Origin of the sequence: Dyella japonica A8 (assembly GCF_000725385.1) — a bacterium.
Classification (GTDB): Bacteria; Pseudomonadota; Gammaproteobacteria; order Xanthomonadales; family Rhodanobacteraceae; genus Dyella; species Dyella japonica_C.
This window is the reverse complement of record NZ_CP008884.1, coordinates 3,506,346-3,521,741: the sequence shown is the minus strand read 5'-3', so window position 1 is coordinate 3,521,741 and position 15,396 is coordinate 3,506,346. Positions and strand designations below refer to the sequence as shown.

The 15,396-nt window shown below is 67.2% G+C and carries 15 protein-coding genes; 12 read left to right on the top strand and 3 right to left on the bottom strand.

Annotated elements, in window-relative coordinates; translation table 11 throughout:
- Nucleotides 1–22: 22 nt before the first annotated feature.
- Nucleotides 23–1,927, top strand: coding sequence for an HAL/PAL/TAL family ammonia-lyase (locus HY57_RS14770; protein ID WP_019466664.1), 1,905 nt, complete (start codon nt 23–25; stop codon nt 1,925–1,927).
- A 71-nt stretch (nt 1,928–1,998) separates the two neighbouring features.
- Here HY57_RS14770 and HY57_RS14765 read toward each other — a convergent pair whose 3' ends face one another.
- Genes HY57_RS14765 through HY57_RS14755 form a run of 3 tightly spaced genes read right to left on the bottom strand, consistent with a single transcriptional unit; the run spans nt 1,999 to nt 4,634 of the window.
- The gene (locus tag HY57_RS14765; RefSeq protein ID WP_019466663.1) at nt 1,999–2,625 is read right to left on the bottom strand and encodes a DUF998 domain-containing protein; all 627 of its coding nucleotides are present in this window, start codon (nt 2,623–2,625) and stop codon (nt 1,999–2,001) included.
- Between the two features lie 9 nt (nt 2,626–2,634).
- Complete coding sequence (locus tag HY57_RS14760) at nt 2,635–4,161, bottom strand: MDR family MFS transporter (protein ID WP_038581146.1); 1,527 nt, start codon at nt 4,159–4,161, stop codon at nt 2,635–2,637.
- A gap of 14 nt (nt 4,162–4,175) precedes the next feature.
- The gene (locus HY57_RS14755; protein ID WP_019466661.1) at nt 4,176–4,634 is read right to left on the bottom strand and encodes a MarR family winged helix-turn-helix transcriptional regulator; all 459 of its coding nucleotides are present in this window, start codon (nt 4,632–4,634) and stop codon (nt 4,176–4,178) included.
- Nucleotides 4,635–5,009: 375 nt separating this feature from the next.
- Between HY57_RS14755 and HY57_RS14750 the strand changes: the two genes are divergently transcribed.
- The 11 genes from HY57_RS14750 (at nt 5,010) to HY57_RS14700 (ending at nt 15,394) form a co-directional block, all read left to right on the top strand.
- Nucleotides 5,010–5,345, top strand: a complete 336-nt coding sequence (locus HY57_RS14750; RefSeq protein WP_019466660.1) for a YerC/YecD family TrpR-related protein — start codon at nt 5,010–5,012, stop codon at nt 5,343–5,345.
- The gene (gene hisG, locus HY57_RS14745; RefSeq protein ID WP_026034164.1) at nt 5,342–6,235 is read left to right on the top strand and encodes an ATP phosphoribosyltransferase; all 894 of its coding nucleotides are present in this window, start codon (nt 5,342–5,344) and stop codon (nt 6,233–6,235) included. The genes HY57_RS14750 and hisG overlap by 4 nt, the downstream gene beginning before the upstream one ends.
- Nucleotides 6,236–6,262: 27 nt before the next feature.
- Nucleotides 6,263–7,570 (top strand): histidinol dehydrogenase, encoded by a 1,308-nt coding sequence (gene hisD, locus HY57_RS14740; protein ID WP_019466658.1) that lies wholly within the window; start codon nt 6,263–6,265, stop codon nt 7,568–7,570.
- On the top strand, nt 7,567–8,673 hold the full coding sequence (gene hisC / locus HY57_RS14735; protein WP_019466657.1) for a histidinol-phosphate transaminase: 1,107 nt from the start codon (nt 7,567–7,569) through the stop codon (nt 8,671–8,673). The genes hisD and hisC overlap by 4 nt, the downstream gene beginning before the upstream one ends.
- Entirely contained in the window at nt 8,670–9,734 is a 1,065-nt protein-coding gene (gene hisB / locus HY57_RS14730) for a bifunctional histidinol-phosphatase/imidazoleglycerol-phosphate dehydratase HisB (protein ID WP_019466656.1), read from the top strand. Before hisC ends, hisB begins: the two co-directional genes overlap by 4 nt.
- Nucleotides 9,734–10,324, top strand: a complete 591-nt coding sequence (gene hisH / locus HY57_RS14725; RefSeq protein WP_019466655.1) for an imidazole glycerol phosphate synthase subunit HisH — start codon at nt 9,734–9,736, stop codon at nt 10,322–10,324. Before hisB ends, hisH begins: the two co-directional genes overlap by 1 nt.
- On the top strand, nt 10,321–11,049 hold the full coding sequence (gene hisA, locus HY57_RS14720; RefSeq protein ID WP_019466654.1) for a 1-(5-phosphoribosyl)-5-[(5-phosphoribosylamino)methylideneamino]imidazole-4-carboxamide isomerase: 729 nt from the start codon (nt 10,321–10,323) through the stop codon (nt 11,047–11,049). Before hisH ends, hisA begins: the two co-directional genes overlap by 4 nt.
- A complete protein-coding gene (gene hisF, locus HY57_RS14715) occupies nt 11,043–11,813 on the top strand; it encodes an imidazole glycerol phosphate synthase subunit HisF (protein ID WP_019466653.1) in 771 nt (256 codons plus the stop codon). Before hisA ends, hisF begins: the two co-directional genes overlap by 7 nt.
- A 90-nt stretch (nt 11,814–11,903) precedes the next feature.
- The gene (gene hisIE, locus HY57_RS14710) at nt 11,904–12,536 is read left to right on the top strand and encodes a bifunctional phosphoribosyl-AMP cyclohydrolase/phosphoribosyl-ATP diphosphatase HisIE (RefSeq protein WP_019466652.1); all 633 of its coding nucleotides are present in this window, start codon (nt 11,904–11,906) and stop codon (nt 12,534–12,536) included.
- Nucleotides 12,537–12,840: 304 nt separating this feature from the next.
- Nucleotides 12,841–14,238, top strand: coding sequence for an FAD/NAD(P)-binding protein (locus HY57_RS14705; protein ID WP_019466651.1), 1,398 nt, complete (start codon nt 12,841–12,843; stop codon nt 14,236–14,238).
- A gap of 154 nt (nt 14,239–14,392) precedes the next feature.
- On the top strand, nt 14,393–15,394 hold the full coding sequence (locus HY57_RS14700; protein WP_019466650.1) for a sulfate ABC transporter substrate-binding protein: 1,002 nt from the start codon (nt 14,393–14,395) through the stop codon (nt 15,392–15,394).
- Nucleotides 15,395–15,396: the final 2 nt, after the last annotated feature.

Below are 15,396 nucleotides of genomic sequence, written 5' to 3'. Positions count from 1 at the left end.
CCCGTCCGGGCTGGAGCCAAGCATGACCGCAACGACGATACTCCTGGACGGCAACAGCCTTACCCGCGAGCAGCTGGTGGCCGTGGCCCGTCAGGGGCTGCGCGTGGAGCTGGACGAGACGCAGCTCAAGCGCGTGCAGCGCGCTGCCGATTTCCTCGCCGACAAGGTGAGTTGCGGCGAACCCACCTATGGCGTCACCACCGGTTTCGGCAGCAATGCCGACAAGCTGCTGGGCGCGCATCGATTGCGCGACGAACTGCCGGGTGCCGATCTTCGAAAGGATGGTCCCGACAAACCGGAAGGCACGCTGCTGGAAGAGCTGCAGCACAATCTGATCACCACGCACGCCGTGTGCGTGGGCAAGCCGTTCGCGCCGGACGTGGTGCGCGCCATGCTGGTGATCCGCATCAATACGCTGATGCGTGGCCATTCGGGTATCCGCGTGGAGACGCTCAAGGCGCTCACCGCGATGCTCAATGCCGGCGTCGTGCCGGTGGTACCGGAAAAGGGTTCGGTGGGCGCCAGTGGCGACCTTGCGCCGCTGTCGCATCTGGCCATCGTGCTGCTGGGTGGCGGTGAGGCGTTCTATCAGGGCGAGCGCCTGCCGGGCGCGGAAGCGCTCAAGCGCGCGGGCCTGGCGCCGATCCGCCTGTCCTTCAAGGAGGGCCTGGCGCTCAACAACGGCACCGCGCAGATGCTGGCCACCGCCACGCTGGCACTGGACGATCTGGAGCATCTGCTGGAGCTGGCCGATCTTGCCGCCGCGATGACGCTCGACGCGTTTGCCGGTCGCAGTGGCGCCCTGCGTCCGGAAGTGCATGCATTGCGCCCGCATCCCGGTCAGGTCGACGCCGCCGCCAACGTGCGCAACCTGCTCGCAGGCAGCACGCTGGTCGATATTCCCTACCACCTGGTGCCGCGCTTCAGGCAGTGGACGGCCGAGGCGTGGGCCGACCCGTCGGACCAGGCGCTCACCTTCGACATCGGCTGGGATTGGGTGCCCGCCAACCAGCGCCATGGCCGCGAGGCGTTCTATGCGCGCTTCCTGCCGTTCAAGGGCGGCAAGAAGCACCAGCCGCAGGATGCCTACTGCCTGCGCTGCATGCCGCAGGTGCACGGCGCGGTGCGCGACGCATGGGCACAGGCCTGCCGCGTGATCGACATCGAGCTCAACTCGGTCACCGACAACCCGCTGATCTTCCCGGATGCCGAAGGCGCCCAGTTCATCGAAGACCAGGTGATCTCCGCCGGCCACTTCCATGGCATGCCGCTCGCGCTGGCGATGAGCTACGTGAAGGCGGCGATTCCCGTGCTGGCCTCGATCTCCGAGCGTCGCCTCAACAAGCTGGTCGACCCGGCCACCAACGACGGCCTGCCGGCCTTCCTCACCGGCAACGAAGATGGCACCGATTCCGGTTTCATGATCGTGCAGTACACCGCCGCCGCGCTGGTGAATGACCTGGCCACGCGCGCGCACCCGGCCAGCGTGTATTCCGTGCCGACCAGTGCGAATGCGGAAGACCACGTATCGATGGGTGCCAACGAGGCGCGCCACGTGCTGGAGATGATGGAAGACCTCAGCCATGTCATTGCGCTGGAGCTTTACACCGCTGCGCAGGCGCTGGATTTCCGCCAGGCCATGCTCAACGCCGCTTGCCGCCTTGCCTCGCGCGGCGACTGGCAGGCGCTGGCCGGCAAGGTGTCCAATGCACCGCGCGAAGACCACGCGCATTACGCACAGTTCGTCGACGAGGTGAAGCAGCTCACTGCCGCGCTGGCGAACGTCGGCGATTTCCATGCGGGAGAGGCCGTGCGCAAGGCGCACGATGCACTGCGCAAGCGCATCGGCTTCATGTCGCGCGACCGTGCGATGGATGGTGATGTGCGGACGGTGTGCGAGCTGGTTCGTCAGCGGGTGTTTGGCTGATCCGTGATGATGAGAAAGGGGCGCTGAGGCGCCCCTTTTTCTTTGGGGGTAAGGGGCGCCCTGTGCGCGACTCAATCCCGCGAAGCGCTACGCTGCCACAACTGTCGCGCAACCCATGCCAGCCAGCACAGGATCAGGGCGATCAGGGTCTTTTGCATCAGCCCTTGCGGCAGCCCTTTCCACAGCGCCAGAACCCACATCTGCACGAACGCCAGCCAGGCGAGCACGACGCCAACATGGCGGTTGCGCTGCATGCGTCCGTCGCGCAGCCAGCGCGTCGATACCAGCAGCATGCCGACCACCAGGCAAAGGAAGGTGGCCTGTGCCGCCTCGCCATGAAGCAGGCGCGCAAGGTTTTCGCTGGTCGTGCCCTCGTAGAGCACGGTTGCAGCCACTACGGGCAAGGCCAGCGCCGCCACCATGAACAACGCACTGGCCAGCCCGCTGCGCAAGTCGCGGCGCGTGGCGTGCCGACTGGCCCACGCGAGGCAGGCCAATGCGCTCGCCATCAGATCATATGCGCCACGCAGCCACGCGCCGCCGGGGCCGTGCAGATAGGCGCTCAACGGCATGATCATTGGATCAAGATCCGTCCGCGTCCATTGCAGGGCACAGGCAGTCAATGCGAAGCCAAGGGTGGCGAAGGCCATCCAGCCGGCGGACAGTGCGAGTGGAGCATCGCGCCGGGTGGCGATCATCGGGGTTCCTCAGTCGGCGGCAGGGGCGGGTGAGGCGTGATGGTGATCGCTGAACGGGATTTCCGGCAAGAGCAGGATCAGCACGAAGGCGCACGTGACGATGCACGCGCCGATGGTGAACGTCGACGCGATGGCGTGCCGATAAAGCATCACCGCGGCATCCGTGACGTGATGCAGCACGGACGCATCCGTCATGCCGCCCTCGGGCATCACCGTGGTGGCAGGGGTTTCGGTGCCACCCCGGGTGCGCAACTGCCAGGCGAAGATGGCGCCGGAGCCGGCCACGCCGACCAGCGCCCCCAGTGAACGGAAGAACGTGAGCGTGGCCGTGCCCACGCCGCGATGCACGGGCGCGAGCGCGCTCTGCACGGCGATGGTCACGTTCGGCGTCACCAGGCCAAGCCCCAGGCCGAGTACGAAGATGGAGGGCTCGATGATGACCAGGCTCTGCGCGGTGGCCGCGCTCCACGCGAGCACGCCGAAGGCCAGCGTGGACATGGCCAGGCCGATGATCACGGTCGGCTTGTAGCGCCCTGCGCGCATCAGTACGCGTCCGTTGAACAGCGCGGAGAGCGCGATGCCTACCATCAGGGGGCCGGTCAGCAAGCCGGAGCGCGCGGGGCTGACGCCCATCACCAGCTGGAAGAACAGCGGGAAGAACAGGCTGGCGCCCATCAGGCCCATGAAGGTCAGTGCCATCACGATGCTAGCGATCACGAACAGGCGGTCGTGGAACAGCGCCAGCGGCAGCACCGGTTCGGGCTCATGCTTCACGTGCCGCACGAACAGCGCGCCGGTGACCAGCGCGAAGGCGCCAAGCACGGCGATGGGCATGGATAGCCACGGCCATTCGCCGCCACCGAGCGTCAGCACCAGCAGGAAGGCGACGGTGCTGACGGTCATCAGCACGGAGCCCAGGTAATCGATGCGCCGTGCATGCAGCGGCGTGTATTGCCGCAGCGTGCGACCGATGATGACCAGCGCCACGGCGCCGATGGGCAGGTTGACGTAGAAGATCCAGTGCCACGACAACATGTCGGTGATCAGGCCGCCGACCACGGGACCGACCACGCTGCACAGCGCGAAGATGCCGGCGACCACGCCTTGCCGCTTGCCGCGCTGGGTGGGCGGCACCATGTCGCCGATGATGATCTGCGCCAGCGGCAACAGGCCGCCCGCGCCGGCGCCCTGGATGGCGCGGAACACGATCAGCTCCATGAGATTGCGCGCCGCGCCGCTCAGCACCGAGCCCAGCAGGAAGGTGACGATGGCGAAGTAGATCACCGGCTTGCGGCCGTACTGGTCGCTCAGCTTGCCGTACAGCGGCATGGTGGCGGTGGAGGCGAGCACGTAGGCCGTCACCACCCAGGATAGATGGGTCATGCCGCCCAGGTCGCTCACGATGCGCGGCAGGGCGGTGGCAACAATGCTCTGGTCGATGGCGCCCAGCGCCAGCACGATCACCAGGCCGACGAAAACCTGGTTGATCTCCTTTTCGGTGGGCGGAAGAAAAGTGTCCGGGGTCGCGGAAGTCATGGTGCTCGGGGTGCTCATGCGTCGATGTCGGTCAGGTTGAGGTCGCTCAGGGCTGGAATGGCCGCCCACAGTGCGGCGCGTGAGGTATCCGGCAGCCGTTCCAGTGCCCTGGCGAGCTGGTCCGTGCGGCGCTTGCGCATGGCGTCGATAAGGGAACGTCCATGGGGCGTCGCGACGAGGCCGACGCGCCGGCGGTCGCCTTCCGTGGGTTCGGTGCGCTTGACCAGGCCAGCGGCCACCATGCTGTTGATGTGGCCCGTCATGGTGGGGCTGCGCAAGCCTTCCATCTGCGCCAGCTCACCCACGCCGATACCCGGGTTTTCCATGATGGCGATGAGCAGGGGAGCATGCAGCGGCGAAATCTCGAGGCCGCTCGATTGCCTGCGCAGTTGGCGAAAAATGCGACGCAGCGCGGGCCGTAGTTGCTCGGCCAGCTCGCGCGCATCGGTGGTGACGGATCGGCTCGTGCTCATGGCTCGCTTCCGTGGACTAATAGGTAGGCTACCTATCTAATTTAGCCCGAGTGGCTCGCGCTGACCAGTGCCGTGGAAGAGGGGTGTCTGCAGGCGCGGCTGTCCTGCCTCGGCGTCGATGGCCTGTATTCCGTCGCCGGAACCTGCGGTGTTGCCGCGTCGAGCGAATGGCGTTCGCATGGATGTCGTGGCAGGGCGTGGCCTGGTGCCTGGCAACGGCGATTCGGCGATGCCGGTGGCGTGCCCTGGTCGTAAAAACTTGTTGGCTGCTGGCCAGGCGGCCGGCCTGCCGTAGCGCGGGGCAAAAGAGGGTGGTTGCCGGTCGTGTCAGGGTCGCGTATGATGCGATCCATTGTATTAACGCATTAGTACATTATGAAACGCCGATCGATCGATCCCGAAACACCCGCCGAGTCCGCCGAGCTCAGTCTTTGCGAGGCCTTGCTCTCGCTGAAGAACGCCGAGGAGATGTCGGCCTTCCTGCATGACCTGTGCACGCCCGCCGAACTTGAGGTGATGGTGGACCGTTGGCGCGTGGTGCCTTACCTGCTGGATGGCGTGGCCTATCGCGAGATCCACGAGCGGACGTCAGTGAGCATCACGACCATCGGGCGCGTCGCCCGCTATATCAACCAGGGCAGTGGTGGCTATCTCGCCGCCGGTGCCCGTGCCGCCCGTCGTCGCGCGGCCAGCAAGAAGGTGAAGGCATGAAACCGCGGGATAGGTTGCGTATCGCGATGCAGAAGTCCGGCCGGCTCACCGAGCCGGCACTGGAACTGCTCAATCGTTGCGGGCTCACGTTCCGCCAGAGCCGCGACAAGCTGTTCTGCTTCGGCGAAGGCGAGCCCGTCGACCTGCTGCTGGTGCGGGACGACGATATCCCCGGCCTGATCGCGCAGGGCGTATGCGACCTCGGCATCGTGGGCCGCAACGTGCTCAACGAGTACAGCCTGACGGCTGGCATGGGTGGGCCGGAGCTTGCCGAATGGCGGTCGCTGGGTTTTGGCCGCTGCCGCCTTTCGGTGGCGGTGCCGCAGGAGCTCGACTATCGCGACGCCTCGCAGCTGCAAGGCTTGCGGATTGCCACGTCGTATCCCGGCCTGCTTGGCGAGTGGCTGCGCGAGCGCGGCATCGATGCCGGCGTGGTGACGCTGGCCGGCTCGGTGGAGATCGCGCCGCGCCTGGGCACGGCCGACGCCATCTGCGACCTGGTGCAGAGCGGCGGCACGCTGGTGGCCAACCAGTTGCGCGAAGTGGATGTGCTGCTGGAAAGCGAAGCGGTGCTGGCCGGCCCGCAAGTGCTGCCCACCGATGAGCGCGGCGACATGATCGACCTGCTGCTCAAGCGCCTGGATGGCGTCATCCAGGTGCGCGAATCGCGCTTGCTGCTGCTGCAGACCTCGCGTGGTGCGCTGGATGCGGTCATCCGCCTGTTGCCGGGCGGCCCGCAGCCGACGCTGCTTCCGGTGGCGGGGCAGCCCGACCAGCTCATGCTGCAGGCGCTGTGCGCGGGCGAGGTGAGCTGGCGGCAGCTGGAAGAGATCAAAAAGGCCGGTGCGCGCGAAATGTTCGTGCTGCCAGTGGAAAAGATGCTTGCGTGACGCAAGCGGGATGAACGAGCGAAAGTCATGAACCGCCTGGACTGGAATACCTTGGACACACAGGGGCAGCGCACGGCGCTGTCGCGCCCGGCGCAGTCGCGCGCCGAAAGCCTCCGTGCCGGCGTGGAGCAGATCGTCGCCCGCGTGCGTGCCGACGGCGACGCCGCCCTGCGCGAACTCACCACCAAGTTCGATCGCTGCGTACTGCAGGCCATCGAGGTGTCGGAGGCGGAGTGGAGCCAGGCCGAGGCCCGGCTTTCCCCGGAGCTGAAGGCCGCCATTGACGAGGCCGCCGCGCGCATCGACGCCTTCCACCGCGCCGCCGCACCGCAACCGGTGGCGCTGGATACCGCCGGCGGCGTGCGCGTCGAGCGCATGCTGCGCCCCATCCAGCGTGTCGGCCTGTACGTGCCTGCCGGCAGCGCGCCGCTGCCGTCCACGGCGTTGATGCTGGGCGTGCCCGCGCGCATCGCCGGTTGTGCCCAGGTCGTGCTGTGCTCGCCGGCCCGTCCGGATGGCCGGTGCGACGATGCCGTGCTGTATGCCGCGCGCGTGACCGGTGTGCACCGCGTCTTCAAGCTCGGCGGCGCACAGGCCGTCGCGGCCATGGCCTATGGCACCGAATCCGTGCCCAAGTGCGACAAGCTGTTCGGTCCCGGCAATGCCTGGGTGACCGAAGCCAAGCTGCAGGTGTCGGCCGACCCCGAAGGTGCCGCGATCGATATGCCGGCCGGCCCTTCCGAGGTGCTGGTCATCGCGGACGAGGACGCCAACCCGGCGTTCGTCGCGGCCGACCTGCTGTCGCAGGCGGAACATGGCCCGGATTCGCAGGTGATCCTGCTCAGCCCGTCCGCCGCGCTGCTGGATGCGGTGGAGGCGGAGGTGGCGGAGCAGTGCGCCGCGCTACCGCGCGCGGATATCGCGCAGAAGGCGCTGTCACAGAGCCGCCTCATCGCGGTGTCGTCGCTTGCGCAGGCGGTGGAGGTCAGCAACCGGTATGCGCCGGAGCACCTGATCCTGCAGGTGGGCGACCCACGTGCCTTGCTGGACGATATCGAAAGCGCCGGCTCGGTGTTCCTTGGCGCGTGGACGCCCGAGTCCGTCGGCGACTATTGCAGTGGCAGCAACCACGTGTTGCCGACCTACGGTTACGCGCGCAGCTACAGCGGGGTGTCGGTGGCCAGCTTCCAGAAGCAGATCACCGTGCAGGAAGTGTCGCCCGATGGCCTGCGCGCCATCGGCCCGTGCACCGCGACACTGGCTGGCGCGGAGCAGCTGGAAGCGCACAGGCGTGCCGTGACCCTGCGGCTGGCCGTGCTGGAGGATGCGGCATGAGCGTGCTCGACCTTGCGCGCGCCGACATCCGCGCCTTGCAGCCCTATTCATCGGCGCGCATGGAAGCCAGTGGCGGTCGCGTGATGCTCAACGCCAACGAATCCGCGTGGGCACCGCCGGGTGATCACGATCTGGCCTGCAATCGCTACCCCGATCCGCAGCCGGCCGCGCTGGTCGATGCGCTGGCACGCCTTTACGGTGTGCGCGCCTCGCAGGTGCTGGTGGGGCGTGGCAGCGACGAGGCCATCGACCTGCTGGTGCGCGCGTTCTGTCGCGCGGGCCAGGATGCCATCGCGATCCAGCCGCCGACCTTCGGCATGTATGCGGTGAGCGCGCGGATCCAGGATGCGGCTGTCGTGACCGTGCCGTTGGCGGCGGATTTCACGCTGGACGTGGATGCCTTGCTCGCTGCGGTCACGCCCGCTGTCAAGCTGGTGTTCGTCTGCACGCCCAACAACCCAACCGGGCAGCTGGTGCCGTTGGCGGACGTCGAACGCCTCGCGCAGGCGCTGCGGGATCGCGCGGTACTGGTCGTCGATGAGGCCTACATCGAGTTCTCCGATGCGCCCGGTGCGGCGCCGTTGATCGACCGTTTCGACAACCTTGCCGTATTGCGCACCTTGTCCAAGGCATGGGCACTCGCGGGAGTTCGCATCGGCACGCTGCTGGCCAATGATGAGGTGATCGCCCTGCTCAAGCGCATCATGGCGCCGTACCCCTTGCCGCGCCCCTGCGTAGCGCTGGCGCTCGAGGCGCTGTCGGAGGCGGGGCAGGTCGCCGCGCGCGCCCACATCGCCACCGTGCGTGACGAGCGCGAGCGCATGGCGCTTGCGCTTGCGCAGGTGCCGGGCGTGCGACAGGTGCTGCCCTCGCAGGCTAATTTCCTCGCGGTGCGTTTCGATGACGCGGGTGCCACCTACCAGCGCTTGCTGGATGCCGGCATCGTGGTGCGCGACGTGCGTCGTTATCCGCAACTGGGCGATGCGCTGCGCATCACCCTGGGCACGCCCGAAGAGAACGACCGCGTGCTCGAGGTTCTGAACAATCTGGTCGCGGATGGCCGGAAGCGCAGCGACGGAACGGCCATGGGTGCACAAGCATGAGTCGCAAGATCCTATTTATCGACCGCGACGGCTGCCTCATCGAGGAGCCGGACGATTTCCAGATCGACAGCTATGAAAAGTTCTCGCTGCTGCCGGGCGTGATCGCCGCGCTGCAGCGCTTTGTCACGGCCGGCTATGAACTGGTCATGGTCACCAACCAGGATGGCCTGGGCACCCAGAGCTTCCCCGAGGCGGATTTCATCGGGCCGCATGAGCTGCTCATGCGCATCCTGGCGTCGCAGGGCATAAAGGTGCGCGAAGTGCTGATCGATCGCAGCTTCCAGCACGAGAGCAAGGACACCCGCAAACCGGGGATCGGGATGATGCGGCACTACCTGGCCGATGACGGCTGGAGTCGCGCGGCGTCCGCCATGGTGGGCGATCGCGAGACGGACCTTCTGTTCGCCGGCAACATGGGCGTGCGCGGCTTCCGGGTCGGCCCGCAGGGCATGGCGTGGGAGGAGATCGCGCACCAGTTGCTGGACAATCCCCGCGTCGCCACGGTGGAGCGGAACACCCGCGAAACGCGCATTACGGTGAGCGTGAACCTCGACAAGACGGCGGAGCCCCAGATCCACACCGGACTGGGCTTCTTCGACCACATGCTGGAGCAGATCGGCAAGCACGGCGGCTTCGCGCTGGCGCTGCGCTGCGATGGCGACACGCATATCGACGAACACCACACCATCGAGGACTGCGCGCTGGCCCTCGGTCAGGCCTTGCGGCAGGCGCTGGGCGACAAGCGCGGCATTGGCCGCTATGGCTTCGTGCTGCCCATGGACGAGTCGCAGGCGAGTGCGGCGCTGGATCTGTCCGGACGCCCTTACTTCGTGTTCGAAGGACAGTTCCCGCGGGAGCGCGTGGGTGACATTCCGACCGAACTGGTGCCGCACTTCTTCCGTTCGCTGTGCGAGACGCTGGGCGCCAACCTGCACCTGAGCGTGCGCGGTGAGAATGCGCACCACATGGTGGAGGCCTGCTTCAAGGTGGTTGCGCGCGTGCTGCGGCAGGCGATCCGCCGCGAAGGCAGCGACCTGCCGAGCACCAAGGGAGCGCTCTGATGAGCGTGGTACTGGTGGATGCCGGCGGCACCAACATCGGTTCGGTGCGTTACGCCTTGCAACGGCTGGGCGTCGATGCGTCGCTCACTTCGGACGCTGCGGCCATTCGCTCGGCGGACAAGGTGATCCTGCCGGGCGTGGGCGCGGCAGGCCCGGGCATGGCGCGCCTGCAGGAGCTGGGCCTGGTGGAGCTGATGCGTTCGCTCACCCAGCCGGTGCTTGGCGTGTGCCTTGGCATGCAGTTGCTGTGCGAGCGTTCGGAAGAGGGCGACACGGCCTGCCTTGGCCTGATTCCGGCGACGGTGCAGCGCTTCATCGAACAACCGGGCCTGCGTGTGCCGCACATGGGCTGGAACCGCCTGCAGCCGCGTGGCGTACACAGCCTGCTGGACGGTGTGTCCGATGGCGACTGGGCCTATTTCGTGCACAGCTACGCGGTACCCGTGGGCGACTACGCGCTGGCGACCACCGACTACGGCGGCGAGTTTGCCTCGGTGATCGCGCGCGGCAACTTCCATGGCATGCAGTTCCACCCCGAGCGTTCGGCCAAGGTCGGCGCGCGCCTGCTGAAGAATTTCCTCGAACTATGAGCTTTACCGTCATTCCCGCCATCGATTTGCGTGCCGGTCGCGTCGTCCGCCTGAAACAGGGCGACTACGCACAGCAGACCACGTATGACTTCGATCCCCGCGCGCTCGCCGGGGACTACGCCGCGGCTGGCGCCGACTGGTTGCATCTCGTCGACCTCGATGGTGCGCGCGGCGGCAGCCTGGAGAACCTCGCGGTGATCGAGGCGATTGCCCGCGACGGCATGCGCATCCAGGCCGGCGGCGGCGTGCGTTCAGAGGCTGACGTGCAGCGGCTGTTCGATGCCGGCGTGTCGCGTGTGGTGCTCGGCAGCCTTGCCATACGCGAGCCGGTCAGGGTGGAAGCATGGCTGGCGGCGCGTGGCGCGGACCGGTTCACGCTGGCCCTGGATACCCTGTATCGGGACGGTGCCTGGCGTTTGCCGAGTGCCGGCTGGACGGAAACGGAATCACGCACGCTGGACGATCTTGCGCCGTGGTATGCCGAGCGCGGTGCGAAACACCTGTTGTGCACGGATATCGATCGCGACGGCATGCTGGCGGGTTTCAATCTCGATCTGTACCGGTATCTCGCCGGCACGGTGCCGTCGATGGCGGTACAGGCCTCGGGCGGCGTGCGGTCGCTGGAGGACATACGCGCGGCGCGCGATGCCGGCGCGCGCGGCGTGATCCTCGGCCGTGCCTTGCTGGAAGGTCGTTTCAGCCTCAAGGAGGCCCTCGCATGCTGAGCCGTCGCCTGATTCCCTGTCTGGACGTGCGCGACGGCAAGGTCGTGAAGGGCGTGCGTTTCCGCGATCACGTGGTGATGGGCGAGATCGTGGATCTTGCCCTGCGTTACCGTGACGAAGGCGCGGACGAACTGGTGTTCTACGACATCACTGCCAGCCCGGAAGGGCGCAGCGTGGACCGTGGCTGGGTGGAGCGCATTGCCCGTGCCATCGACATTCCGTTCTGCGTGGCGGGCGGTATCCGCAGCGTGGAGGAAGCGCGTGCGGTGCTGCATGCCGGCGCCGACAAGATCTCGGTGAACTCGCCGGCGCTGGAGCGCCCTGAGCTGATCGACGAACTGGCCGCGGCCTTCGGCGTGCAATGCGTGGTGGTGGGCGTGGACAGCCTGCGCGATGCCGATGGCGAATGGCGCGTGCGCCAGTACACCGGTGATCCCACACGCACCCAGGCGCTGCCGCGCCGCACGCTGGACTGGGTCGTCGAAGCGCAGCAGCGTGGCGCCGGCGAGATCGTGCTCAACTGCATGGGTAGCGACGGCGTGCGGCAAGGCTACGATCTGGAACAGCTGATGGTGGTGCGCAGCCTGTGTGTCGTACCGCTGATCGCATCCGGTGGCGCGGGCGCGCCGGAGCACTTCCGCGATGCCTTTCGCGAGGCCGATGTTGACGGTGCGCTTGCGGCGAGCGTGTTCCACTCCGGCGCCATCGCCATCCCCGACCTCAAGCAGTCGCTGGCGGCATGGGGCGTGGATGTCAGGCGATAACAAGGCGTCGACGTCGTCCGCGGCGTCGCACCGGACTGGTTTGGCAACGGCCTGCTCGAGCGATCAGGCCATGGCGCAGAGAGACTCATCATGAACACCATTCCCCTCGACGCTTCCCGTCTCGACTGGTCCAAAGGCGATGGACTGCTCCCTGCCGTCGTGCAGCACTGGCTGACCGGCGAGGTACTGATGCTGGGCTACATGAATGCCCAGGCTCTGGAGACGACGCAAGGCAGCGGCAACGTCACCTTCTTCAGCCGCAGCAAGCAGCGCCTGTGGACCAAGGGCGAAACATCGGGCCATGTGCTGGCTTTGAAATCGGTACGCATGGATTGCGATGCCGACACCTTGCTGGTGCTGGCCGAACCCCATGGGCCGACCTGCCATAACGGCACCAGCAGCTGTTTTGGCAACGAAGTAGTGCCCCCGCTGGGGTTCCTGGCAGAGCTGGACGCGCTCATCGCCCAGCGTTACGTGGAGCGTCCGGAAGGCAGCTACACCACCCAGCTGTTCGATGGCGGCATCCGCCGCATGGCGCAGAAGGTGGGCGAGGAGGGCGTCGAGACGGCGCTCGCCGCCGTGGCGCAGGACGACGAGGCCCTGCTCGGTGAGGCCGCCGACCTGGTCTACCACCTTGCCGTAGCCTTGCGCGCCCGCGGGCTGGGCTTGTCCGACGTATCCGCCGTGCTGGCGCAGCGGCACGCGGTGCGCTCCGCGTCATAACTTCCCGGGCATGAGGCGTGCCGCAAGTCCACGGAGGACTAGCGCGGCCTTAACGGGGGCTGTGGTCTCTTGGTTCCCGGGCACGCCGACATACCGGGGACGCATCATGCCGAAGAGTTTCAGTGCCATGCGTGTGTGCCGGGCGGGCCGTAAGGGCGCCGGTCGCTGAGCTGACGAGAGGTACGGCTGCCGGCGGACGTGAAGGCAGCCTTCACCAGGGATTTCTTTCCAGGGGACGCAGAACGTAGTGACCTGCCAGGAGCAGATCGCGATGCCTTTGTGTCCCCCAAACGAGGAACACGTGATGGCGGATGTCGCAGTGATCGGTGGTGGAGCCGCGGGTGCGGCGGCGTTCGGCGAACTGCTGGCGCGGTTCGACGGCGGTACGGTGCACTGGATCGTGGGGCAGCATGCCCCGGGGCGCGGCGTGGCCTACGGCACCAGCGACGACCAGCACCTGTTGAATGTGCGGGCGTCGGCCATGGGCGTCTTCCAGGAGCACGCCGAGGATTTCATCCAGCATGCCTCGCGCCAGCTGGGGCAGGTGAAGGGCACGGATTTCCTGCCGCGCCGCCTGTTCGGCGATTTCATCCAGGCTCAGGTGGGCGCGCGCATCGATGCCGCGCGTCGCGCTGGCCGCAGTTTCCGTATTCATCCCGGGAGTGCGCGCGAAATCGTTTCGCGTGGCGAGGGTGGCTATGCCGTGCGGGTCGGTGCCGACCGTTGGCTCGAAGTCGGCCAGGTGCTGCTGGCAGTGGGGGCGCTGGCGCAGCGTCCCTTGCGTACGGTGTCCACCACGGCCCTGGCCGGCGGGGCGTACGAACTGGATCCGTGGCGGCTGGATCGTCATCCGCAGGCACCGCGTCGCGTGGTGGTGATCGGCACCGGGTTGACCGCCGTCGATACCTTGTTGTCCGCCGCCATCCGATGGCCACATGCCGAACTGGTCGCCGTGTCGCGCCACGGCTTGTTGCCTTTCACGCACTCGGCCTTGCCGCTGGCCCCCTGTGCGCGGCAGGAAGCGCTGAACCAGGCGCTGCTGGCCAGCGACGGCCCGGCCGACATGTTCCGCCTGGTGCGCCGCGCCATGAGCGGGGCCGGAGACACCGAATGGCGCAGCATCATCGACGGCATGCGGCCGATCAATGCGCGGCTGTGGCAACGGCTGTCGCATGCGCGTCGCCGCCAGTTCCTTCGCCATGTGCGCTGGGTATGGGAGGCCGCGCGCCATCGCATGGCGCCGGCCACGGGCGAGGCGATTTACCAGCTGCAGGAGGAAGGGCGCCTGCAGGTACTTGCCGCGCGCGTGCTGGACGTGGACGGGACGGCGCCCCTGCAAGTCACGTTGCGCGAACGCTCGACGCAACTGGTCAGCGCGCTGGAGGCGGACCTGGTGATCCAGGCAACTGGCCTGGATACCGCCGTGGCCTATGGCGCGCATGATTTGCTGTCACAACTGCTGCGTGATGGCCTGGCCACGGCCGACCCCCTGCAGTTGGGCGTGCTGGCCCGCCCGGACGGGCAACTGACGGATGCCGAGGGGCGATTGCAACCCGGCCTGTATGCCATCGGCTCGTTGCTGCGCGGCAACCTGTGGGAGTGCACGGCGATGCCGGAGATCCGCGTGGCCGCGCACCGCCTGGCCGAGCGTCTGGCGCAGGAGCGTGGCGTTTCCTGCGAACGCGCGAACGAGCTTCCCTGACGTGCATGCCCGTGTTGATGACGCCCCATGCGCAAATCAGACGCTTCCTCGCTGATGCGGCGCAAGGTCGCGACATGAGGTTATGCCATATTGCGATTTCGCAGCCTTGCCGGCCAACGCTAGTCTGCGGGTCCATCGTTCCGCGGGAGGCGCCATGAGGAAGGCCATCGTCGTACTGCTCGCCGCAGCCAGCGTGCTGTTGTCGGCTGCCGTCTTCGCCGGAGACGTGGCGCTGCTCAACGTCTCCTATGACCCGACGCGCGAACTGTACCGGCAGATCAACACGGCCTTTGCCGCCCAGTGGAAGGCGCAGCATGGCGACGCCGTCAGCATCCGCATGTCCCATGGCGGTTCGGGCAAGCAGGCGCGCTCGGTGGTCGACGGCTTGCCGGCCGACGTGGTGACGCTGGCCCTGGCCTACGACATCGACGCGATCGCCGATCGCGGCCTGCTGGCGAAGGACTGGCAGAAGAAGCTGCCCGACAACGCCACGCCCTATACCTCGACCATCGTGTTCCTGGTGCGCAAGGGCAATCCCAAGCACATCAGGGATTGGGGCGATCTGGTACGTCCGGGCGTGCAGGTGGTGACGCCGAACCCGAAATCCTCGGGTGGTGCGCGGTGGAACTTCCTTGCCGCCTGGGGCTATGCGTTGAAGCAGCCGGGCGGTAGTGACACCACCGCCAAAACCTATGTGAAAGAGCTGTACCGGCATGTGCCGGTGCTCGACACGGGTGCGCGCGGCGCCACCAACACCTTCGTGCAACGTGGCGTGGGCGACGTGCTGATCGCGTGGGAGAACGAGGCCTTGCTCGCCAAGCGGCAGCTGGGCGGCGACACCTTCGAGATCGTGGTGCCTTCCGTCACCATCGTGGCCGAGCCGCCGGTGGCGGTGGTGGACAGCAATGTGGACAAGCACGGCACGCGTGCGGTGGCGCAGGCTTATGTGGCATTCCTGTATTCGCCGCAGGGCCAGGAGATCGCGGCGAAGAATTTCTATCGTCCACGCTCCGCCGACGTGGCAGCGCGCTATGCCAGCCAGTTCCCGGCGACGCATACGTTCACCCTGGGCGAGCTGTTCGGGGACTGGCGCCAGGTGCAGGCCAAGTTCTTCGCCGACGGCGCACTCTTCGACCAGCTGGGACCGGGAAGCTGACC

Coding starts and splice junctions, on each gene's coding strand:
- HY57_RS14755 (WP_019466661.1), bottom strand. CDS start 4,634: ATGAGCACGAGCCGATCCGTCACCACCGATGCGCGCGAGCTGGCCGAG.
- hisC (WP_019466657.1), top strand. CDS start 7,567: ATGAGCGTGCTCGACCTTGCGCGCGCCGACATCCGCGCCTTGCAGCCC.
- HY57_RS14770 (WP_019466664.1), top strand. CDS start 23: ATGACCGCAACGACGATACTCCTGGACGGCAACAGCCTTACCCGCGAG.
- hisF (WP_019466653.1), top strand. CDS start 11,043: ATGCTGAGCCGTCGCCTGATTCCCTGTCTGGACGTGCGCGACGGCAAG.
- hisD (WP_019466658.1), top strand. CDS start 6,263: ATGAACCGCCTGGACTGGAATACCTTGGACACACAGGGGCAGCGCACG.
- hisA (WP_019466654.1), top strand. CDS start 10,321: ATGAGCTTTACCGTCATTCCCGCCATCGATTTGCGTGCCGGTCGCGTC.
- hisIE (WP_019466652.1), top strand. CDS start 11,904: ATGAACACCATTCCCCTCGACGCTTCCCGTCTCGACTGGTCCAAAGGC.
- HY57_RS14750 (WP_019466660.1), top strand. CDS start 5,010: ATGAAACGCCGATCGATCGATCCCGAAACACCCGCCGAGTCCGCCGAG.
- hisG (WP_026034164.1), top strand. CDS start 5,342: ATGAAACCGCGGGATAGGTTGCGTATCGCGATGCAGAAGTCCGGCCGG.
- hisB (WP_019466656.1), top strand. CDS start 8,670: ATGAGTCGCAAGATCCTATTTATCGACCGCGACGGCTGCCTCATCGAG.
- HY57_RS14700 (WP_019466650.1), top strand. CDS start 14,393: ATGAGGAAGGCCATCGTCGTACTGCTCGCCGCAGCCAGCGTGCTGTTG.
- hisH (WP_019466655.1), top strand. CDS start 9,734: ATGAGCGTGGTACTGGTGGATGCCGGCGGCACCAACATCGGTTCGGTG.
- HY57_RS14760 (WP_038581146.1), bottom strand. CDS start 4,161: ATGACTTCCGCGACCCCGGACACTTTTCTTCCGCCCACCGAAAAGGAG.
- HY57_RS14705 (WP_019466651.1), top strand. CDS start 12,841: ATGGCGGATGTCGCAGTGATCGGTGGTGGAGCCGCGGGTGCGGCGGCG.
- HY57_RS14765 (WP_019466663.1), bottom strand. CDS start 2,625: ATGATCGCCACCCGGCGCGATGCTCCACTCGCACTGTCCGCCGGCTGG.